The organism is Streptomyces sp. H27-C3 (genome assembly GCF_030063415.1).
Classification (GTDB): domain Bacteria; phylum Actinomycetota; class Actinomycetes; order Streptomycetales; family Streptomycetaceae; genus Streptomyces.
The window spans coordinates 80,368-98,436 of sequence record NZ_JASITA010000017.1; the positions used below are offsets into that span (position 1 = coordinate 80,368).

General features: G+C 71.1%; 14 protein-coding genes and 1 pseudogene. 7 read left to right on the forward strand and 8 right to left on the reverse strand.

Features of this window, described 5'->3' with window-relative positions; genetic code table 11:
* Positions 1–156: 156 nt before the first annotated feature.
* The 4 genes and pseudogenes from alc to QMK30_RS18865 form a co-directional block, all read right to left on the reverse strand.
* Positions 157–1,290: an allantoicase gene (gene alc / locus QMK30_RS18850; protein ID WP_283519452.1), complete on the reverse strand. Its 1,134-nt coding sequence runs from the start codon at positions 1,288–1,290 to the stop codon at positions 157–159.
* Positions 1,291–1,366: 76 nt separating this feature from the next.
* A complete protein-coding gene (locus tag QMK30_RS18855) occupies positions 1,367–2,275 on the reverse strand; it encodes a LysR family transcriptional regulator (RefSeq protein WP_283519453.1) in 909 nt (302 codons plus the stop codon).
* 186 nt (positions 2,276–2,461) lie between these two features.
* Positions 2,462–3,370, reverse strand: a pseudogene (locus tag QMK30_RS18860) (DMT family transporter).
* Between the two features lie 89 nt (positions 3,371–3,459).
* A complete protein-coding gene (locus tag QMK30_RS18865) occupies positions 3,460–4,383 on the reverse strand; it encodes an EamA family transporter (RefSeq protein ID WP_283519454.1) in 924 nt (307 codons plus the stop codon).
* A gap of 123 nt (positions 4,384–4,506) precedes the next feature.
* On the opposite strand from QMK30_RS18865, the gene QMK30_RS18870 reads away from it, so the two are divergent.
* Positions 4,507–5,004 (forward strand): MarR family winged helix-turn-helix transcriptional regulator, encoded by a 498-nt coding sequence (locus tag QMK30_RS18870; RefSeq protein ID WP_283519455.1) that lies wholly within the window; start codon positions 4,507–4,509, stop codon positions 5,002–5,004.
* 113 nt (positions 5,005–5,117) lie between these two features.
* On the opposite strand, the gene QMK30_RS18875 is transcribed toward QMK30_RS18870, so the two are convergent.
* The 3 genes from QMK30_RS18875 to QMK30_RS18885 form a co-directional block, all read right to left on the reverse strand.
* On the reverse strand, positions 5,118–5,348 hold the full coding sequence (locus QMK30_RS18875; RefSeq protein WP_283519456.1) for a hypothetical protein: 231 nt from the start codon (positions 5,346–5,348) through the stop codon (positions 5,118–5,120).
* 116 nt (positions 5,349–5,464) lie between these two features.
* Positions 5,465–7,948, reverse strand: a complete 2,484-nt coding sequence (malQ, locus tag QMK30_RS18880; RefSeq protein ID WP_283519457.1) for a 4-alpha-glucanotransferase — start codon at positions 7,946–7,948, stop codon at positions 5,465–5,467.
* Entirely contained in the window at positions 7,949–8,188 is a 240-nt protein-coding gene (locus tag QMK30_RS18885) for a hypothetical protein (protein WP_283519458.1), read from the reverse strand. It lies immediately after the preceding gene.
* Between the two features lie 178 nt (positions 8,189–8,366).
* Here QMK30_RS18885 and QMK30_RS18890 point away from each other — a divergent pair, with 178 nt between their 5' ends.
* Positions 8,367–11,384 (forward strand): glycoside hydrolase family 84 protein, encoded by a 3,018-nt coding sequence (locus tag QMK30_RS18890; protein WP_283519459.1) that lies wholly within the window; start codon positions 8,367–8,369, stop codon positions 11,382–11,384.
* Between the two features lie 88 nt (positions 11,385–11,472).
* Here QMK30_RS18890 and QMK30_RS18895 read toward each other — a convergent pair whose 3' ends face one another.
* Complete coding sequence (locus QMK30_RS18895) at positions 11,473–12,009, reverse strand: HNH endonuclease (RefSeq protein WP_283519460.1); 537 nt, start codon at positions 12,007–12,009, stop codon at positions 11,473–11,475.
* 266 nt (positions 12,010–12,275) lie between these two features.
* Between QMK30_RS18895 and QMK30_RS18900 the strand changes: the two genes are divergently transcribed.
* From QMK30_RS18900 to QMK30_RS18920, 5 genes are all read left to right on the forward strand, one after another.
* Positions 12,276–13,334 carry a mechanosensitive ion channel family protein gene (locus QMK30_RS18900; RefSeq protein ID WP_283519461.1) on the forward strand — a complete coding sequence of 353 codons (1,059 nt, stop codon included), beginning with the start codon at positions 12,276–12,278 and terminating at the stop codon, positions 13,332–13,334.
* Positions 13,335–13,524: 190 nt separating this feature from the next.
* Positions 13,525–14,754: an ROK family transcriptional regulator gene (locus QMK30_RS18905; RefSeq protein ID WP_283519462.1), complete on the forward strand. Its 1,230-nt coding sequence runs from the start codon at positions 13,525–13,527 to the stop codon at positions 14,752–14,754.
* 75 nt (positions 14,755–14,829) lie between these two features.
* Positions 14,830–16,164: an ABC transporter substrate-binding protein gene (locus QMK30_RS18910; protein WP_283519463.1), complete on the forward strand. Its 1,335-nt coding sequence runs from the start codon at positions 14,830–14,832 to the stop codon at positions 16,162–16,164.
* Between the two features lie 8 nt (positions 16,165–16,172).
* Complete coding sequence (locus QMK30_RS18915; RefSeq protein ID WP_283519464.1) at positions 16,173–17,150, forward strand: carbohydrate ABC transporter permease; 978 nt, start codon at positions 16,173–16,175, stop codon at positions 17,148–17,150.
* A 5-nt stretch (positions 17,151–17,155) separates the two neighbouring features.
* A complete protein-coding gene (locus QMK30_RS18920) occupies positions 17,156–18,067 on the forward strand; it encodes a carbohydrate ABC transporter permease (protein ID WP_283519465.1) in 912 nt (303 codons plus the stop codon).
* Positions 18,068–18,069 lie beyond the last annotated feature (2 nt).

Below are 18,069 nucleotides of genomic sequence, written 5' to 3' on the forward strand. Positions count from 1 at the left end.
CGAAGTCCTCAAGCGCCGGGCGGGCTGAACTTCAGCGCGTCCGGCGCTTGAGGACACACCCGAAGGGCGCCCGGGGTCCGGGGCTCGCCCCGGCTTCGGGAAGGGGGCGGGTAGAGCACAGCCCCGCGCAGCGGCCCGCCCCCCAAGATCAAGACCTCAGCCCGTCAGCTCCGCGTGCCGCACCCGCAGCGCCTGCGTGCCCTGCTCCGTGAGCACCCCGTGCAGCCGCATCCGAGCCACCCCGCCATCGGGAAACGCGTCCAGCCGCACATGCGTCACCACCGCCTGAGCCGCCGGCTTGAACCGGTGCAGCGTGTCGGGCTGGAGCTTGGTGCGGGGCAGGATCTCGAACCACTCGCCGGTCTCACCGTTGCGCCCGCTCAGCGCGACCCAGCCCGCCGAGTTCCCCTTGAGGTACGCCGTGTCGATCTCGATCGCGCGAACCGCTCCCTGCGCCGCCAGCCGGAACCGCACCCAGTCGTTGGTGTCGCGGACCCTGCGACGGCGGTTCTCCCAGCCGTCGTCCATCTTGCGGGATGTGCCGGGGAGGATGATCTGCGCGGGCGAGGAGTAGAACTTGTCCGAAGCGTCCTCGTACGTACCGCCGTTGAGGATCGAGAGCAGGTCGATCGTGCCGAACAGGCCGAGCCACTCGGGATCCGCGACGACGTCCCCGTGGACGCGCAGCCGGGCGACGCCGCCGTCGGGGTGCTGGCACAGCCGGATGTGGGTATAGCGGCGCTCGGCGGTGATCTCGAAACCGTTGGCGGCGTGGCCGCGTACGGGGGTCTCCGGCAGGATCTCCTCCCACTTCACGTCGGCGGCCAGCAGCTGCTCGGGGCTCGGGGAGCCCTCGACTGCGGTGGCCTGCACGGACACGCGCTGCGGGTAGTTGCCGCGGAAGTGGGCGGTGTCGATGACGAGGCCGCGGATCACGCCGGGCGCGCCGAGCCGCACGATGGCCCAGTCGTGGTCGTCGGGGGCCGGGAAGGGCTGCGTACCGTCGACGCCACGACGACGGCGGGTCTCCCAGCCGTCCATGATCTTGCCCTTGTGACCGAAGTGCTCGGGGTCGAAGACGGCCCGCTCGCGGATGAGGAGATTCTCGCGCTCGGCGAAGAACTCGTCGTTGGCGGCGATGACGCCCGCGCCCAGGCGGCGGTCGGCGAGGTCGACGAGGCCGGTGAAGGGGAAGTCGCCGGTCCGGTAGTCGGCGTACGGGTCTCCTCCGCCGTAGGGGGCGGCGTCGTTGGCGTGCGGGTCTTCGAGCTGCGCTTCGGTCGTCGTCATGCCCCGACTGTCACAGCCGGGGACCAGTCAGGTCCATCGAAAGTTTCTGGACAGCCTTTGAAGCAGAACTGCATGGTTACGAGCCGGTGCGCGCCGCAGCGACCTCGCGCAGCGCCGCAAGCACCCGCGCCACCGCGGGCCCCGCCTCCGCCCCGCGCCGCACCGCCGCCACCACGTGCCGCTGCGGCCGGTCCGCGCTGAGCACTCGCATCACCACGCCCGTGCGCCGCTCCGCCGCCATCCGCGGCACCAGCGCTACCCCCATCCCGGCCTCGACCATGGCCAGGATCGCCGTCCAGCCCGCCGCGCTGTGCGCCTGCTCCGGCACGAAGCCCGCCGCCTCGCACGCGCGGCGGGTGATCTCCGACCACGGTCCGCTGCCGCCGAAGATCCACGCCTCGCCGGACAGGTCGGCCAGCCGCAGTCCGGGCGCCCCGGCGAACGGGTGCCCGGCGGGCAGCGCCACGTCCAGCGGGTCGGCGAACAGCGGGACGCGGGCGAGTCGCGGGTCACGGGCGGTCGGGGCGTGCGCCGCCAGCGACAGCGCGAGGTCGACGGCCCCGCTCGCCAGCAGCTCGTACGCCTCGGCGGCCTCCGCCTCCCGCACCCGCACCTCCACCGCGGGGTGCGTCGTCCGCAGCAGCTGCACGGCCGGCACGACGAGGGCGGGCACGGCCGTCGAGAACGCGCCGACCCGCACCTCCCCCGCCTCGCCCTTCACATACCCGGCCAACTCGGCGCCGGCCTGCTCCAGTTGGACGAAGACGGCCTCCGCGTGCCGCAGCACCAGATGCGCCGCGTCGGTGAGCCGCACCCGCCGCCCGTGCGCCTCCAGGAGAGGGACGCCGAGCTGCTTGGCCAGGTTGGACAGCTGCTGCGAGACGGCCGACGGCGTCATCAGCAGCGCCTCGGCCGTCGCGGTCACGGTCCCCCGCTCACGCAGGGTGCGCAGGATCCGCAGCTTCTTGATGTCCCACTCGATCATGGGACGCAACCTATCCCGGCCGGCGTGTCGGGCCTTAAGGCGAGCGTGGCGAAGGCCTCGTCGATCGCCGTACAGGTGAGGCCGAATGCGGCATGCCCCGGCCTCACCGAGCAAGGGTCACCGCAATCTCGCAGCGGAGCGGCGCGAAGTATTCCGTGCGATGAATTCCGGCACATCCGGATGGAGTTACTTGCTCCGGCCCGCCCCGATCATCACTCCATCCAGGATCAGCGCCATGCACAGAATCCGCGTGGGCCCCGTTTCCTCGTCGAGCAGGGCGAAGGAGGGCAGCGCCACGCAGACCGGCTGAAGGTAGTAGACAATTCCGGCGCGGGCCGCGCCGATCAGGGCGATCGCCTTGTTCCAGGCGAAGAAGGCGACGGCGGAGGAGAACACGCCGACGTACAGCAGCGGCCCGACCGTGCCGGCCGTCGGCTCGAAGCCGCCCTGGGCCGCCAGGCTGATCCCGTACGCCGGAAGCAGCATCAGCGCGCCGAGCACGAAGGTGGTGAAGAGGAAGGCCAGGCCGCCGATTTCGGCCGGACGGAGCTTGAGCAGGGCGCTGTACGAGGCGAAGCTGAAGGCCGCCGCGACCATCCACAGGTCTCCGGCCGCGAAGTCCGGCGCCAGGGAGCCCTTGCTGACCAGGAGCAGCACTCCGGCGCAGGCGATGAGCATCCCGGTGACGCCCCGGGCGCCGAGGCGCTTGCCGCCGAGGCGTGCGTACACCGCCATCAGGACCGGCGAGGCCGCCATGATCATGCCCATGTTGCCGGCCGATGTGGTGACTCCGGCCTGGTTGACGAGGGTGTTGTAGACGGTGACGCCGAGCAGCGAGGCGCGGGTGAGGTAGCCCAAGCGGGCTCGGATCAGGCGGCGTTGGCGACAGGTCTCGCGTACCGCGAAGGACGCGACGGCGGCGATCGCCACGATCCAGCGTCAGAAGGCGGCCTGCACGGGCGGGACGGAGTCGTGGAGGGCGCGGGAGGTGACGAAACTGCCCGACCAGAGAGCCGTCGCGACGGCCGCGAGCACCAGGCCGAGGCCGGCGGACTGCCGCAGCAGGCAGGCTCGTCGCCCCGCTCCCCCGGCCATCGGCCAGGCGCTGCCGATACGGGCTCGGTCCAGGACGCTCACGGGCTCTCCCTTGCCTCATTCCCCTGCTGGGGATCTTGGTTGCGGGGCTACCGTCGCACCGGCTCACTCATCAGGTCCATCGAAATGTTCCGATCATTCTTTTCAGCAGAACTGAACGTTTCGCGAGGCCCGACCTGCCCGAACAGCGTCGCCCCGAACGCGATCGCCATACCCAGGAGCTGGACCGGCGTCAGCACCTCGCCCAGCGCCGCCCAGCCGATGACGGCGGCGGTCAGCGGGGACAGCGGGCCGAGGAAGGTGACGGAGGTGGCGGACAGTCGGCCGATGCCGCGGAACCACAGCCAGTACGCGACCGCCGTGTTGACCAGCGCGAGGTAGAGATATCCGGCGACCGCGCGCGAGTCCAGCGCGGGCGGCGCACCCTCCACCAGAAGCGCGACGGGTGCGATCAGCAGGCCGCCCGCGGTGAGCTGCCAGCCGGTCATCACCAGCGGCCCCACCCCTTCGGGGCGCCCCCAGCGCTTGGTGAGGACGGTGCCGGTGGCCATCGAGGCGGAGGAGGCGAGGGCGGCCAGCACGCCCACCATGTCCAGCGCGGCGGTGGCACGCAGCACCACCAGGCTCACGCCGAGCGCCGCCGCGATGCCGGTGAGCAGGGTGCGTACGGTCGGCTTCTCGCTCAGCAGGAGGACCGCGAGCCCGGCCACGAACAGTGGCGCCAGCGAGCCGAAGACCGCGGCCATCCCGCCGGGCAGCCGGTACGCGGAGAGGAAGAGCAGCGGGAAGAACGCGCCGATGTTCAGCACCCCGAGGGCCGCCGCCCTGCCCCACCAGGCGCCGCGCGGCAGCGTCCGGCCGATCGCGAGCAGCACCAGACCGGCGGGCAGTGCGCGCATCAGGCCGGTGAAGAGCGGCCGGTCGGGGGGCAGGAATTCGGTGGTCACCACGTACGTCGATCCCCAGGAGACGGGGGCGAGTGCGGTCAGCGCGATCGTTCCGGCACGGTTCATGGCGTGCTCCTCAAGGTCGTTCACGTCGCGCAGAGCTGCTCGACCGAAAGTAGCTTACCTCTAAGCTACTTTCCGTCAAGCAACTTTCTTGCGGCCGATCAGATCTCTGCGGATACTGCGGACATGACGACCAAGGACCCCGTGGACGCCATCACCGCCCAGTGGGCCGTGGTGCGTCCCGACCTCGAAACCGCCCCCATGGCCGTCTTCGGCCGGGTCTACCGGATCGCGCGTGCGATGGGTGACCGCGTCGAGAAGGCGTACGTACGCTTCGGGATCTCCCGCGGCGAGTTCGACGTCCTCGCCACGCTGCGCCGTTCCGGTGAGCCGTACACGCTGTCACCGCGCGAGCTCTCCGCGACGCTGATGCTCACCACCGGCGGGATGACGGGCCGGCTGGACAAGCTGGAGCGGGCCGGGCTGCTGTCCCGCAGCCCCGATCCGCACGACCGGCGCGGACTGCGGGTCACCCTCTCGGAGCGCGGTCTTGCCCTCGTCGACGAGGCGGTCTCGGCCGGTCTTGAGCTGCAGCGCGCGGCGCTCGACGAGTTCGACGAGGCTCAGCTGGAGCAGCTCCAGGAGCTGCTGCGGCAGATGCTCGCCGGGACGGTCCGGGAGTAGGCAGAGCCGGTACGGCCCGGGAGCAGGCGGACTGCCCGGGCGGGTGAACACGGCGAGGGCGTCCGTTTTCCGTACGGGTACGGAAAACGGACGCCCTCGCTGAAACGGTTGGGTCAGGCCTGCTTCTTGGACTTGTCCAGCACCATGACGAGGCCCGCGATGACCACGAAAAGACCGATCGGCGCCACGACGTAGAGGCCGAGCGTCTCCATCACGCTCAGGCCGGGACCGGGATCGTCACCGTCGTCGCGCGTGCGCGCGAGCGCGGGGGACGACATGAGCAGCATCATCAGCGTCGTACCGGCCGCGACGGCGCCGGCGCGCAGGGCGTTCTTCTTGTCCACGGGGCAAACGTAGCGAACGCCCAACGGGGGCGCGCGCCCGGGGGTGCCGTAAGAGGACACCGGTGTCCCCGCGGGGGCACCCTCCGAGGACCCTCCCAGGCCCTCCGAGGACCCTCCTATGACCTGAAGACGTCCATCAGCCGGCGCAGGCGGGGTGCGGCTGTCAGCTCCTCCAGGGTCACGGGTCTGCCCTCCGCGTCGGCGACGGGCAGCCGCCAGTTGGGGTACTGGTCCCAGGTGCCGGGCAAATTCTGCGGTCTGCGGTCGCCCACCGCGTCCGGCAGCCAGATGCCGACCATCCGGGCGGGGGTGCGCAGCAGGAAGCGGTAGACCGCGCGGATCTCGCCCTCCTCGTCGCCCGCCTCTTCGGGCAGCAGGCCGAGCCGTGCGAGGTACGACACCCACTCGGTCACGTCGGCCGCCTCCAGGGCGGACTCCTCGGCGAGGGGGCGGGTGAGCAGACCCAGGCGGTGGCGCAGCACGACGTGGTCGCCGGTGAGGCGGGCGGCGGTGGACGGCAGGTCGTGGGTGGTGACGGTGGCCAGGCAGCGCTCACGCCAGCTCTCCGGCGGCAGCGGCTCGCCCCGGCCCGCCCAGTCGCGCTCGAACCACAGCACCGAGGTGCCGAACACGCCGCGCTCGGCGAGGGCGTCGCGCACGCCGGGCTCGACGGTGCCCAGGTCCTCCCCTATGACGGCCGTGTCCGCGAGGTGCGCCTCCAGGGCGAGGACGGCGAGCATCGCGTCGGCGTCGTAGCGGACATACGTCCCCCGGGTGGGCGGCATGCCCTGCGGGACCCACCAGAGCCGGAACAGGCCCATGACGTGGTCGATGCGCAACGCGCCCGCGTTGCGCATCAGTCCGCGCAGTAGCCCCCGGAACGGGGCGTAGGCGTGGGTGGCGAGGACGTCGGGACGCCACGGGGGCAGGCCCCAGTCCTGACCGAGCGCGTTGAACGCGTCGGGCGGTGCGCCGACCGACATGCCGTGCGCGAAGGCATCCTGCTGCGCCCAGGCGTCGGCGCCGCCCGGGTGCACGCCGACGGCCAGATCGTGCACGACGCCGACCGGCATGCCCGCGTCACGGGCGGCCCGCTGGGCGGCGGCGAGCTGGGAGTCGGTGAGCCAGGCCAGCCAGCAGTGCAGGTCGACCCGGTCGTAGAGCTCGGTGCGGGCGCGGTGGACCTCCGCCGCGTGCGGGTCGTCGCGCAGCCCGGTGGGCCACGCGTGCCAGTCGGAGCCGTGCGTCTCGGCCAGCGCGCACCAGGTGGCGTGGTCCTCCAGGGCCGTGCCCTGCTCGGCGAGGAAGTCGCAGTAGGCGGCACGGCGGCCGGGGCCGAGCGGAACCTTCCCTACGAGCTCCAAGGCCTCCTTCTTCAGCACCCAGACGGCGTCGCGGTCGATCAGCGCGCCCTTGCGCAGCACGGAATCGCGCAGCTCGGCGGCGCGCCCCAGCAGGACGTCGAGGCGCGCGCGGTCCGCCGCGGGGACATGGGCGTACTCGGGGACGTCCTCGACCCGCAGGTGGACGGGGTCGGGGAAGCGGCGCGAGGACGGGCGGTACGGGGAGGCGTCGGTGGGCGTGCCGGGCACGGCCGCGTGCAGCGGGTTGATCTGGACGAATCCGACGCCGAGCGCGCGCCCCGACCAGGAGCCGAGCTCCGCGAGGTCGCCGAGGTCGCCCATGCCCCAGGAGCGCTCGGACAGTAGCGAGTAGAGCTGGATCAGAAGCCCGTAGGAGCGCCCATGGGGCTGCGGCACCCGCTCGGGCGCCACGATGAGCGTGGCGGTGTCCTCCCGCCCGTCCGGCGTCCGCACGGCCAGCCGGTGCACCCCGAGCGGCAACTGCCCCCAGCCGGGCACCCCGGCCACGGCTCCGGCGGGCCGGCCGCCGGGGGCGAGGGGCGGCGCCGGGGGCCCGGGGTCCTGGGTGGGACGCGGGGCAGGGCTGTGCCGGGCACTTGGCGCGGGGGGTGGTTCGGCGCTCGGCGCGGAGGGCTCGGAGTCCTGCGCGGTACGCGGGGCAGGCCCCGGCGCGGGGTCCGGTCCATCACCCGGCGCAGCGCCTCGTACAGGGCCCGGCCCGGGTTGTGGTCCGTCGCCCGGCGCAGGGCCCGGCGCGGTACCCCGCGGTGCCTCGGCGGCCGGGGTGGCGCCCTGGGCGGGGGTGGCGCTCACGGCGTCGCGTGGCGGCTGTGCGGCGGCCGGGGCGGGGCCCGGCGTCGCGGTGCCCGGGGGCCGCCGGTCGTGCCCCGTGCCCGGCGCGGGCGATGTCTGCCACTCCATTGCCGTGCCCTGTTCGGTCTCGACCCGGAACAGGGTGCCCGCGGGGAGGTCCGCCAGGGCGGGGGGCGGGACCGGAGAGAGGCCCTGCGCTTCGGTCGGGGCCCAGGCCACCACCGTTTCGGGCAGCAGCCGGCGCTCGGCCGCGGCCTCGTGCGCGTCGAGCGCCGCCCGCACCGCGGCGGGGGTGCGCGCGTCGACGCCCAGGGCCGCGAGCACGGCGACGACCGTGTCGTCCGGAACCTGGAGCGTGCGGTCCGCGGAGGGCGCGTAGGACGTGGCGACCCCGTGCAGGGCGGCGAGCCGGGCAAGGCCCATCTAGACCCCCAGGGGCTCCACGCCCGATGCCGTGCCGTGGGCAGTCGGTTCGCTGGTCAGAGGTGCCGCGTCCGCCATCGGCGGCTCGCTGGTGAGCGGCGCGGCGTCGGCCATCGGCGGCTCACTGGTCAGGGGCGGTTCGCAGAGGAGCAGCGGGTCGGTGAATCCCGCGTCGAGCACCGCGTCGGGGCCGAGCGCCGGTTTGGACAGCGCGGACAGGAGAAGCTGAGCTGCGGCCACTGGGGCCTCCCTAGGTGGGCTACGTGGACAAGGCAGCCCTACCCAATGGGCACGGCCGCAGACGTATACGTTTCCACAACGTGTCCCGGCTCACATTCCGTTCCCCGCGCGGAAATTGACACCTTGGCGGTCGGGTGGTGGGCTCGGTGCCCACACGAAGCGGACTGAGGAGACAGTTGTGCAGCTCGGGGGCAGGAGGAGCGCGACCGCAGTCGCCATGGCCGTGATGAGCGGACTGCTCGGCGGTGCGAACGGGGCGTTCGCCGCTCCACAGCCCGATCCCGGCACGCCACCCGCAGCGCCGCCGGTCACCACGCAGGACCGCGAGAGCGACACCGCGCTGCCCCCCGTATGGCCGCGTCCGCAGACGATCCGGGCGGCGGGACAGGCCGTCCCGGTGGGCCGGGACGTGGTGCTGCTCGCGGACCCGGACGCCGACCCGCACGCCCTGCGGGCACTCGAAGAGCTGCTGCGTACGGCGGGTGCACGGAGCGTCACCACTGCCGCGCCCGGCGGCCCGCTGCCCGCCGCGGGACTCGTCGTACGGGCGCAGGGCACCGGCGCGCAGGACGCGCTGCGCGCCCTGCGCGCACCCGAGCGCGCCGATCTGCCGCCCGGCGGCTACCGCATCGCTGTCGGCCAGGTCGCGGGGCGGGACACGGTCGCCATCGAAGGTGTCGGCGACGACGGCCTCTTCCACGCCGTGCAGACCCTGCGCCAGCTGGTGCGGGGCGAGGACCGGAGCGGCGGCGTGACCCGGCCGAAGGAGATCGCGGGGGCCCTCGTGCGCGACTGGCCGGGAACGGCCGTACGCGGGATGACGGAGGGCTTCTACGGGCAGCCGTGGACGCGCGAGCAGCGCCTCGCACAGCTCGACTTCATGGGCCGCACCAAGCAGAACCGGTACCTCTACGCGCCCGGCGACGACCCGTACCGCCAGGCGCGCTGGCGCGACCCCTACCCGGCGGACAAGCGCGCCGACTTCCGCGCCCTCGCCGAGCGGGCCCGCGGCAGTCATGTGACGCTCGGCTGGGCGGTGGCCCCCGGGCAGTCGATGTGCATGTCGTCGGACAACGACATCAAGGCGCTGAACCGCAAGTTCGAAGCGATGTGGGCGCTGGGGGTGCGCACCTTCCAGCTCCAGTTCCAGGACGTCAGCTACAGCGAGTGGCACTGCGGACAGGACTCCGAGACCTTCGGCTCCGGCCCCGAGGCCGCGGCGAAGGCCCACGCGCGCGTGGCCAACGCGGTGGCGCAGTATCTGGCGGAGCGCCACCCCGGCGCGGAGCCGCTTTCCGTGATGCCGACGGAGTTCTACCAGGACGGCACGACGGACTACCGGCGTGCTCTCGCCGCGCAGCTGGACGGCGGTGTGCACGTGGCGTGGACGGGCGTCGGGGTCGTGCCAAGGACGATCACGGGCCGCGAACTGGCCGGTGCGCGCTCCGCGTTCAGGCATCCGCTGGTCACCATGGACAACTATCCGGTCAACGACTACGCGCAGGACCGCATTTTCCTCGGCCCCTACATGGGCCGTGAGCCCGCCGTGGCGACAGGTTCGTCGGTGCTCCTCGCCAACGCCATGGAGCAGGCCGCCGCCTCGCGCATCCCACTGTTCACGGCCGCCGACTACGCCTGGAACCCGCGGGGTTACCAGCCGCAGGAGTCGTGGCAGGCGGCGATCGACGACCTGGCGGGCGCCGACCCGCAGGCCCGCGAGGCGATGCGGGCGCTGGCCGGCAATGACGCCTCGTCCGTGCTGGGCGGCGAGGAGTCCGCCTATCTGCGTCCGCTGATCGACGACTTCTGGCGGACGCACAGCAGCGTCGACGCGGCCGCGAAGGCCGCGGCAGCCAAGAAGCTGCGCGCCGCGTTCACGGTGATGCGTGAGACACCGCTGCGGCTCCAGGACGCGGCTGACGGCGCGTTCGACGACGAAGTAAAGCCATGGATCGAGCAGTTGGCGCGCTACGGCACCGCGGGCGAGCTCTCCGTCGATCTGCTCCAGGCCCAGGCGCGCGGCGACGGCGACGCCGCCTGGCGCGCCTCACTCGACCTGGACGCGATACGCGGCTCGCTCAAGGCGGAGGACCGGGTGACCGTCGGCAAGGGCGCCCTGGACGTCTTCCTGACGAAGGCGGGCAAGGAGGCCGACGCCTGGACCGGTGCGGACCGCAAGAGCGGCACCGTCTCCGAGGGCCCAGGTTCGTACACCGTGCGGCTGGGCCGCGCCCGCCCGGTCGAGGCGCTGACGGCGATGACGGAGCCAGGTACGGGCGAGGGTGCGGCCGTCGAGACCCATGTCCCCGGCGAGGGCTGGCGGCGCGCGGGCACGCTCTCCGCGAGCGGCTGGACGCAAACGGACGCCGGGGGCGCGCGGGTCGATGCCGTGCGCCTGACCTGGACCGGAACAGGAGCGGGCACCGGGAGCGCGAACAGCGGCGGGAGCGCCCCCGTTGTGCACCGGGTGGTGCCCTGGTTCGCCGACGAGCCCCGCGCCGAGCTCAGCCTCGAACGCGCCGAGACGGACGCGGAGATCGGCGGAGATCCGCAGCGGGTCGAGGTGGCGCTGACCGGACAGCGCCCCGCCGATGTGCGCGGCAGGCTCACGACCAAGGCGCCCAAGGGCATCAAGGTGCGAGCTCCGAAGACCACGACGGTGCCGCGCGGCACCCGCACCACGGTCCCCCTCGACATCACCATCGACAAGGCCGTACCGGCGGGCGAGTACACGGTGCCCGTCGCCTTCGACGGCGAGCAGAGCACTCTGACGGTGCGTGCGGCCCCGCAGACCGCCGACGCCGATCTGGTCCGCGGCGAAGGCGCGAGGATCTCCTCGTCCGGCGACGAGACGACCGACTTCCCGGCCGGCGCCGCGGGCGACGGCGACCCGGAGACCCGTTGGACGTCCCCCATCGGCCGCTCCGCGTGGTGGCAGGCCGAACTGGCGCAGCCGGTACGGCTCGGCCAGGTCGTACTGCACTGGCAGGAGGCGTACGCGAAGAAGTACCGCGTCCAGGTGTCGGCGGACGGCCGCAACTGGCGCACGGCGGCCACCGTCCGCGACGGCAGGGGCGGGCGCGAGGAGGTCAGGATGGACGCGAAGGATGTCCGCTTCGTCCGGGTCCAGTGCGACGAGCGGGCGCTGCCGTTCGGCTACTCACTGTTCGGCGTGGAGGCGTACGCCGTGAAGTAGCGGCAGCCGGGAAGTGGCAGCGGCCGGGCAGCGGCGACAGACGGGCAGCGACAGACGGGCAGGGGGCAGATGACAAAGGCCCGGATCCTCAGGCGGAAACGCCGTCGATCCGAGCCATCACATCGTCCGCGCCGAACGGCTGCAGGTAGGGCAGCCAGCGCGGGTCCCTATGCCCGGTCCCGATGATGCGCCAGGCGAGACCGGACGGCGGCGCGGGTTGATGGCGCAGCCGCCAGCCCAGTTCCAGCAGATGCCGGTCCGCCTTGACGTGATTGCAGCGGCGGCAGGCCGCCACCACGTTCTCCCAGGCGTGCTGACCGCCGCGGCTGCGCGGAATGACGTGGTCGACGCTGGTTGCGACACCACCGCAGTACATGCAGCGGCCGCCGTCCCTGGCGAAGAGCGCACGGCGGGTCAGCGGAACAGGCCCCCGGTAGGGGACCCGCACGAACCTCTTCAGCCGTACGACGCTGGGCGCCGGGATGACGAGGGTCGCGCTGTGCATGAAGGCGCCGGATTCCTCTAGGCAGACGGCCTTGTTCTCAAGGACGAGGATGAGCGCGCGGCGGAGCGGTACGACGCCGAGCGGCTCGTACGACGCATTGAGGACAAGGACATGCGGCACGGATGCCTCCTGTTACGCCGGCGGCGCGTGGCTCGCGCCGGGACGATCTGCTCTCAGTCTCCCCTCATGGCTGGTCGCAGCGCCACCACGTCCGGGTAACGGGCTCGGAGTGTTTTCGACCACACGGGGGACGCGACGGGAGCGCACCCGGGCCGAGCCCAATAGTTCCCCGGGTGAGGCTTGTCTCTCCCCCCCTGCACCGCACCGGACCGAGGGTGATGCCCCGTTAGTGTGGTTGGTCTGCTGTCGCCGCGCCTGGAGGTACCGTGTTCCTGTCCGCCCTGTCGGCCGCCGAACCGACGCCCGACCCCGTCACCCTCGACGAGGCCACGGAGAGGGCGAACAACGCCGCGGGCTGGGTGGAGGAGAACTGGTCCACCTGGCTGAGTGTCGGCCTGCGCATCCTGCTGATCGTGCTCATCGCCACCGTGCTGCGTACGGTCATCCGCCGCTCCCTCACCAAGCTGATAGCGCGCATGAACCGCAGCGCGCAGGCCGTCGAGGGCACCGCGCTCGGCGGGCTGCTGGTCAACGCCGAGCGGCGCCGCCAGCGCTCCGAGGCGATCGGGTCGGTGCTGCGGTCCGTCGCGTCGTTCCTGATCCTGGGCACGGCCGCCCTGATGGTGCTGGGCGCGCTCAACATCAACCTGGGCCCACTGCTCGCCTCGGCGGGCGTCGCGGGTGTGGCCCTCGGTTTCGGCGCGCGCAACCTCGTCACCGACTTCCTCTCCGGCGTCTTCATGATCCTGGAGGACCAGTACGGCGTCGGGGACAGCATCGACGCGGGGGTGGCGTCCGGCGAGGTCATCGAGGTGGGGCTGCGCGTGACCAAGTTGCGCGGCGACAACGGCGAGATCTGGTACGTACGCAACGGTGAGATCAAGCGCATCGGCAACCTGAGCCAGGGCTGGGCCACGGCCGGCGTCGACGTCCAGGTGCGCCCGACCGAGGATCTGGACCATGTCCGCAAGGTGATCGTCGAGGTCGCCGAGGAGCTCGCCAAGGCCGATCCGTGGAACGAGCTGCTGTGGGGCCCGGTCGACGTGCTCGGTCTGGACTCGGTGCTCCTTGAGTCGATGACCGTGCGAATCACCGCGAAGACGATGCCGGGCAAGGCGCTCGGGGTGGAGCGCGAGCTGCGCTGGCGGATCAAGCAGGCCTTCGACAGGGAGGGCATACGCATCGTCGGCGGCCCGGTGGCCGTCGAGCAGGCGAGCACTCCGCCCGCCGATCCCACCGCGGCGCCCTCCGCCCTGGCCAGCCCCACCTCGCCGCAGTCCCTCGCGGCGTCCCCGATACCGCCGCCCACGAACCTCTCGAAGTAGCGGCGCCCCTACGACGTAACAGCGGCTCTCCGCGACGCCCCCGCAGGTAACGCTTTGGTTGCCGCGGGGGCGCTGTACGTTGACGGCTATTGACGGCCACCTTGCGGGCGTCTTACGTTCCTTCCACTCAATAGGAAACTTTCCTAACAATGATGTTGGACGGGAAGAGCCGAAGGGCAGGTGCAGGGCCATGGCCGGGACACCCGGAACTCCGCGCGTTCTGCGTGCGATGAACGACCGTGCCGCCCTGGATCTGCTCCTGGAGCACGGCCCCCTCTCCCGTACGAAGATCGGCAAGCTGACCGGGCTCTCCAAGCCCACCGCCTCCCAGCTGCTGGTCCGGCTGGAGTCCGCGGGTCTCGTCGTCGCCACCGGCACGACCGAGGGCCGCCCCGGCCCCAACGCCCAGCTGTACGCCGTCAACGCCCGCGCCGCCCATGTCGCCGGGCTCGATGTGACGCCCCGGCGCATCCGCGCGGCCGTCGCCGACCTCGCGGGCCAGACGGTCGGAGAGTTCGAACTGCCGACACCGGGGCGCCGCGCGGACAGCGTCGTACGCCAGGTGACGGACGCGCTCGACGGAGCGGTCAAGGCCGCCGGTCTCACCCGGAGCGAGCTGCACCGCGTCGTCATCGGTACCCCCGGCGCCTTCGACCCCGGCACCGGACGGCTGCGCTACGCCAGCCACCTGCCCGGCTGGCACTCCCCCGCCCTCCTCGACGAGCTGGCGGCCGTGTTGCCCATGCCCGTCGGGTACGAGAACGACGTGAACCTCGCCGCCGTCGCCGAGCAGCGCCTGGGCGCGGCCCGCGGCCACGAGAACTTCGTCCTGCTGTGGAGCGAGGAGGGCATCGGCGCGGCCCTGGTCATCGGCGGACGGCTGCACCGAGGCTGGACCGGTGGCGCCGGCGAGCTCGGCTTCATGCCGGTGCCCGGCACCCCGCTGGTGCGCCAGGTGGCCAAGGCCAACAGCGGCGGCTTCCAGGAACTCGCGGGCTCGCAGTCGGTGCCCAGGCTCGCCAGGTCGCTCGGGATCGACACCCCCCAGCACCCGTACACCGAGATCGGCGCCGCCCTGCTGGCGCGCGCCGCGGCGGCGGCCCAGGCGGAGCCGGGCGACGAACAGCCCGGCGACGAACAACTCGCGGAGTTCCTGCGGCAGTACGCCCAGCGGCTCGCCACCGGACTCGCCTCGGTCGTCGCCGTACTCGACCCCGAACTGATCGTCCTCTCCGGCGCGCTCACGGCCGCCGGCGGGGAGCCACTGCGCTCACTCGTCCAGGCCGAACTCGCCGAACTGGCCGCGTCGAGGCCCCGCCTCGTCATCGGCGAGGTCCTCCAGCATCCCGTACTGCGAGGCGCTCTGGAGAGCGCGCTCGCGACCTCCCGCGACGAAGTGTTCGACACTTCCCGCCAGTAGGCCCCTCCGTCACCCCCCGGCTTCACCGTTCTCCGCGTCCGACCTCACCCTGTCCCTGCCCCTGGGAGCTCCGCCATGCGCAGAAACCGTCGCCTCACCACCTCGGCCGTCGCCGTCGCCGCCATATCGGTACTCGCCTCCGCGTGTACGGGTTCGTCGGAGACCGCCGCCAACGACGACCCGAACGCCAAGACCACGATCACTTTCTGGCACGGCTGGAGCGCCCCCGCCGAGGTCGAGGCGATCAAGGAGAACATCGACCGCTTCGAGAAGGCCCACGCGAACATCAAGGTCAAGGCCGTCGGCAACATCACCGACGACAAGCTCAACCAGGCGCTGCGCGCGGGCGGTTCCAACAGCCCCGACGTCGTGTCGTCGTTCACCACGTCCAACGTCGGCAAGTTCTGCTCGTCCGGTGCCTTCGCCGACCTCCAGCCCTTCATCGACAAGTCCAAGCTGGATCTGGAGAAGACCTTCTCGAAGGTCCTGCTCGACTACACCCAGTTCGAGGGCAAGCGCTGTGCGATGCCGCTGCTCAGCGACGCGTACGGCCTGTACTACAACAAGGACGCGTTCAAGGCGGCCGGCATCAAGGCCCCGCCGAAGACGATGTCCGAGCTGGCCACGACCGCGAAGAAGCTGACGAAGACCAAGGGCGACTCGTACGAGCAGCTCGGCTTCATGCCGAACTACCACGGCTACGAGACGGTCGTCGATCACTACATGTCCTCGTGGGACCACAAGTACTTCGACGAGAACGGCAAGTCGAACATCGCCAAGGACCCGGCGTTCGCGAAGGCGTTCACGTTCCAGAAGAAGCTCGTCGACGACCTCGGCGGCTACACCAAGCTGGAGAAGTTCCGCACGACCTTCGGTGACGAGTTCGGTGCGAAGCACCCCTTCCACACCGGCCAGGTCGCGATGCAGCTGGACGGCGAGTGGCGCCTGGGCATGGCCGAGGACGCCAAGGTTCCCTTCGAGATCGGTGTCGCGCCGATGCCCGTCGCCGACGAGGAGGCCGAGAGCTACGGCAAGGGCTTCCTGTCCGGCACGATCATGGGCATCGCCCCGGCGAGCAAGAAGCAGAACGCCGCCTGGGAGTTGGTCAAGTACATGACGACCGACACCAAGGCCGTGGTGGAGTTCGCGAACGGCATCCGCAATGTGCCGTCCACCCTTGAGGCCCTGAAGTCGCCCGACCTGGACTTCGACCCGCGCTTCAAGACGTTCCTGGAGATCGCGCAGCACCCGAAGTCCAACACCCCCGACGGCGCCGTCAACGGCGCGACGTACCAGAACACGATCCAGGACTTCGGCTTCCAGTACGAGAAGAACCTGGAGAAGAACCTGAAGGCCGGTCTGGAAAAGACCGCCAAGCAGATCGACACCGACATCGCGAAGGCGAAGTAGACCTCGCGATGAGCACGCAGAGCACGCAGATCCCACGGAGCTCACAGAGCAGCAACACGCTCCGCACCAAGCGCAGGAAGGCCGCGCTCCGCACGGCGGCCTTCATGTCGCCCTGGCTGATCGGCTTCACGGTCTTCTTCGCGTACCCGCTGGTCTCCACCGTGTACTTCTCGTTCATGAAGTACGACGGCTTCGGGGTGCCCCAGTGGAACGGGCTGGCCAACTGGAGTTACGTCTTCAACGACTACCCCATGTTCTGGCCGTCCCTGCGCAACACCCTGTGGCTCGTGGTCGTCATGGTCTCCTGCCGGGTCCTCTTCGGCCTCGGCATCGGCATGCTGATCACAAAGATCAAAACGGGTACGGGCGTCTTCCGCACCCTCTTCTACCTGCCGTACCTCGCCCCGCCGGTCGCCGCGACCCTGGGCTTCGTCTTCCTGCTCAACCCGGGGACGGGGCCGGTCAACTCGATCCTCGGCGACCTGGGGCTGCCCACGCCGGGCTGGTTCAACGACGCCTCGTGGTCCAAGCCGGCGCTCACCACGCTCGCGGTGTGGGGGGTGGGCGACCTGATGGTGATCTTCATGGCCGCACTGCTCGACGTACCGAAGGAGCAGTACGAGGCCGCGGAGCTGGACGGTGCGTCCAACTGGCAGCGCTTCCGCTTCGTGACGCTGCCGAACATCTCGCCCATCGTGATGTTCGCCGTGGTCACCGGCGTGATCCAGGCCATGCAGTACTACACACAGCCACTGGTCGCGGGGAAGGTCGCCTCCGGCGTCATCGGCAACTCCGGTCAGTCCTTCGAGCCCGGTTATCCCGACAAGTCGACCCTGACCCTGCCGCAGCTGGTCTACAACCTCGGCTTCCAGCGCTTCGACTACGGCTCCGCCTGCGTCGTCGCGCTCGTCCTGTTCGCCCTGGCCATGTGCTTCACGGCCCTGCTGATGCGGCGACGCGGCGGCCTCCTCCAGGCAGGTGAGTGACTGTCATGACCCAGCTCATCAACAGAACCGACAAGACGGCGAAGCAGAGCGGCCCCACGCCCGAGCTCTCGCCGGCCCTGCGCACCGCGCGCCGCAGGGCGCTGCTGCACTGGATCGCCGTGCACTCTTTGGGGATCGCGGCCGCACTGTTCTTCGTACTGCCGTTCGTCTTCCTCTTCCTCACCTCGCTGATGAGCGACCAGCAGGCGCTCACCCGCGACCTCACCCCCAACACCTGGGCGTGGGGGAACTACGTCAAGGTCTTCGAGACCCCCGGCTTCCTGACCTGGTGGCGCAACACGCTGCTGTACGCGGGCCTGGGCACCGTACTGACCGTGCTGTCTTCCGTGCCGGTGGCGTACGCACTCGCCAAGTTCCGCTTCAAGGGCCGCAATCTGTCGCTGATGCTGGTCATCTCGATGATGATGCTGCCGCCGCAGGTCGTCATCATCCCGATGTACCTGTTCTGGGCGAAGCAGTTCGACCTGTCCGGCACGCTCTGGCCGCTGATCATCCCGATGGCGTTCGGTGACGCCTTCTCGATCTTCCTGCTGCGCCAGTTCCTGCTGACCATCCCCAACGAGTACATCGACGCGGCCAAGGTCGACGGCTGCGGCGAGTTCCGCACGCTGACCAGGATCGTCATCCCGATGGCGAAGCCGGGCATCGCGGCCATCGCGCTGTTCCAGTTCTTCGCCGCGTGGAACGACTACTTCGGACCACAGATCTACGCGTCCGAGAACCCGGCCGCCTGGACGCTGTCGTACGGACTCGAATCGTTCAAGGGTGCACACCACACCGACTGGAATCTGACCATGGCCGCGACCGTACTGGTCATGGCCCCTGTGATCGTCGTCTTCTTCTTCGCCCAGAAGGCATTCGTCGAAGGCGTCACACTGACCGGAGTGAAGGGCTAGTT

Coding starts and splice junctions, on each gene's coding strand:
- alc (WP_283519452.1), bottom strand. CDS start 1,290: ATGACGACGACCGAAGCGCAGCTCGAAGACCCGCACGCCAACGACGCC.
- QMK30_RS18855 (WP_283519453.1), bottom strand. CDS start 2,275: ATGATCGAGTGGGACATCAAGAAGCTGCGGATCCTGCGCACCCTGCGT.
- QMK30_RS18865 (WP_283519454.1), bottom strand. CDS start 4,383: ATGAACCGTGCCGGAACGATCGCGCTGACCGCACTCGCCCCCGTCTCC.
- QMK30_RS18870 (WP_283519455.1), top strand. CDS start 4,507: ATGACGACCAAGGACCCCGTGGACGCCATCACCGCCCAGTGGGCCGTG.
- malQ (WP_283519457.1), bottom strand. CDS start 7,948: ATGGGCCTTGCCCGGCTCGCCGCCCTGCACGGGGTCGCCACGTCCTAC.
- QMK30_RS18905 (WP_283519462.1), top strand. CDS start 13,525: ATGGCCGGGACACCCGGAACTCCGCGCGTTCTGCGTGCGATGAACGAC.
- QMK30_RS18910 (WP_283519463.1), top strand. CDS start 14,830: ATGCGCAGAAACCGTCGCCTCACCACCTCGGCCGTCGCCGTCGCCGCC.
- QMK30_RS18915 (WP_283519464.1), top strand. CDS start 16,173: ATGAGCACGCAGAGCACGCAGATCCCACGGAGCTCACAGAGCAGCAAC.
- QMK30_RS18920 (WP_283519465.1), top strand. CDS start 17,156: ATGACCCAGCTCATCAACAGAACCGACAAGACGGCGAAGCAGAGCGGC.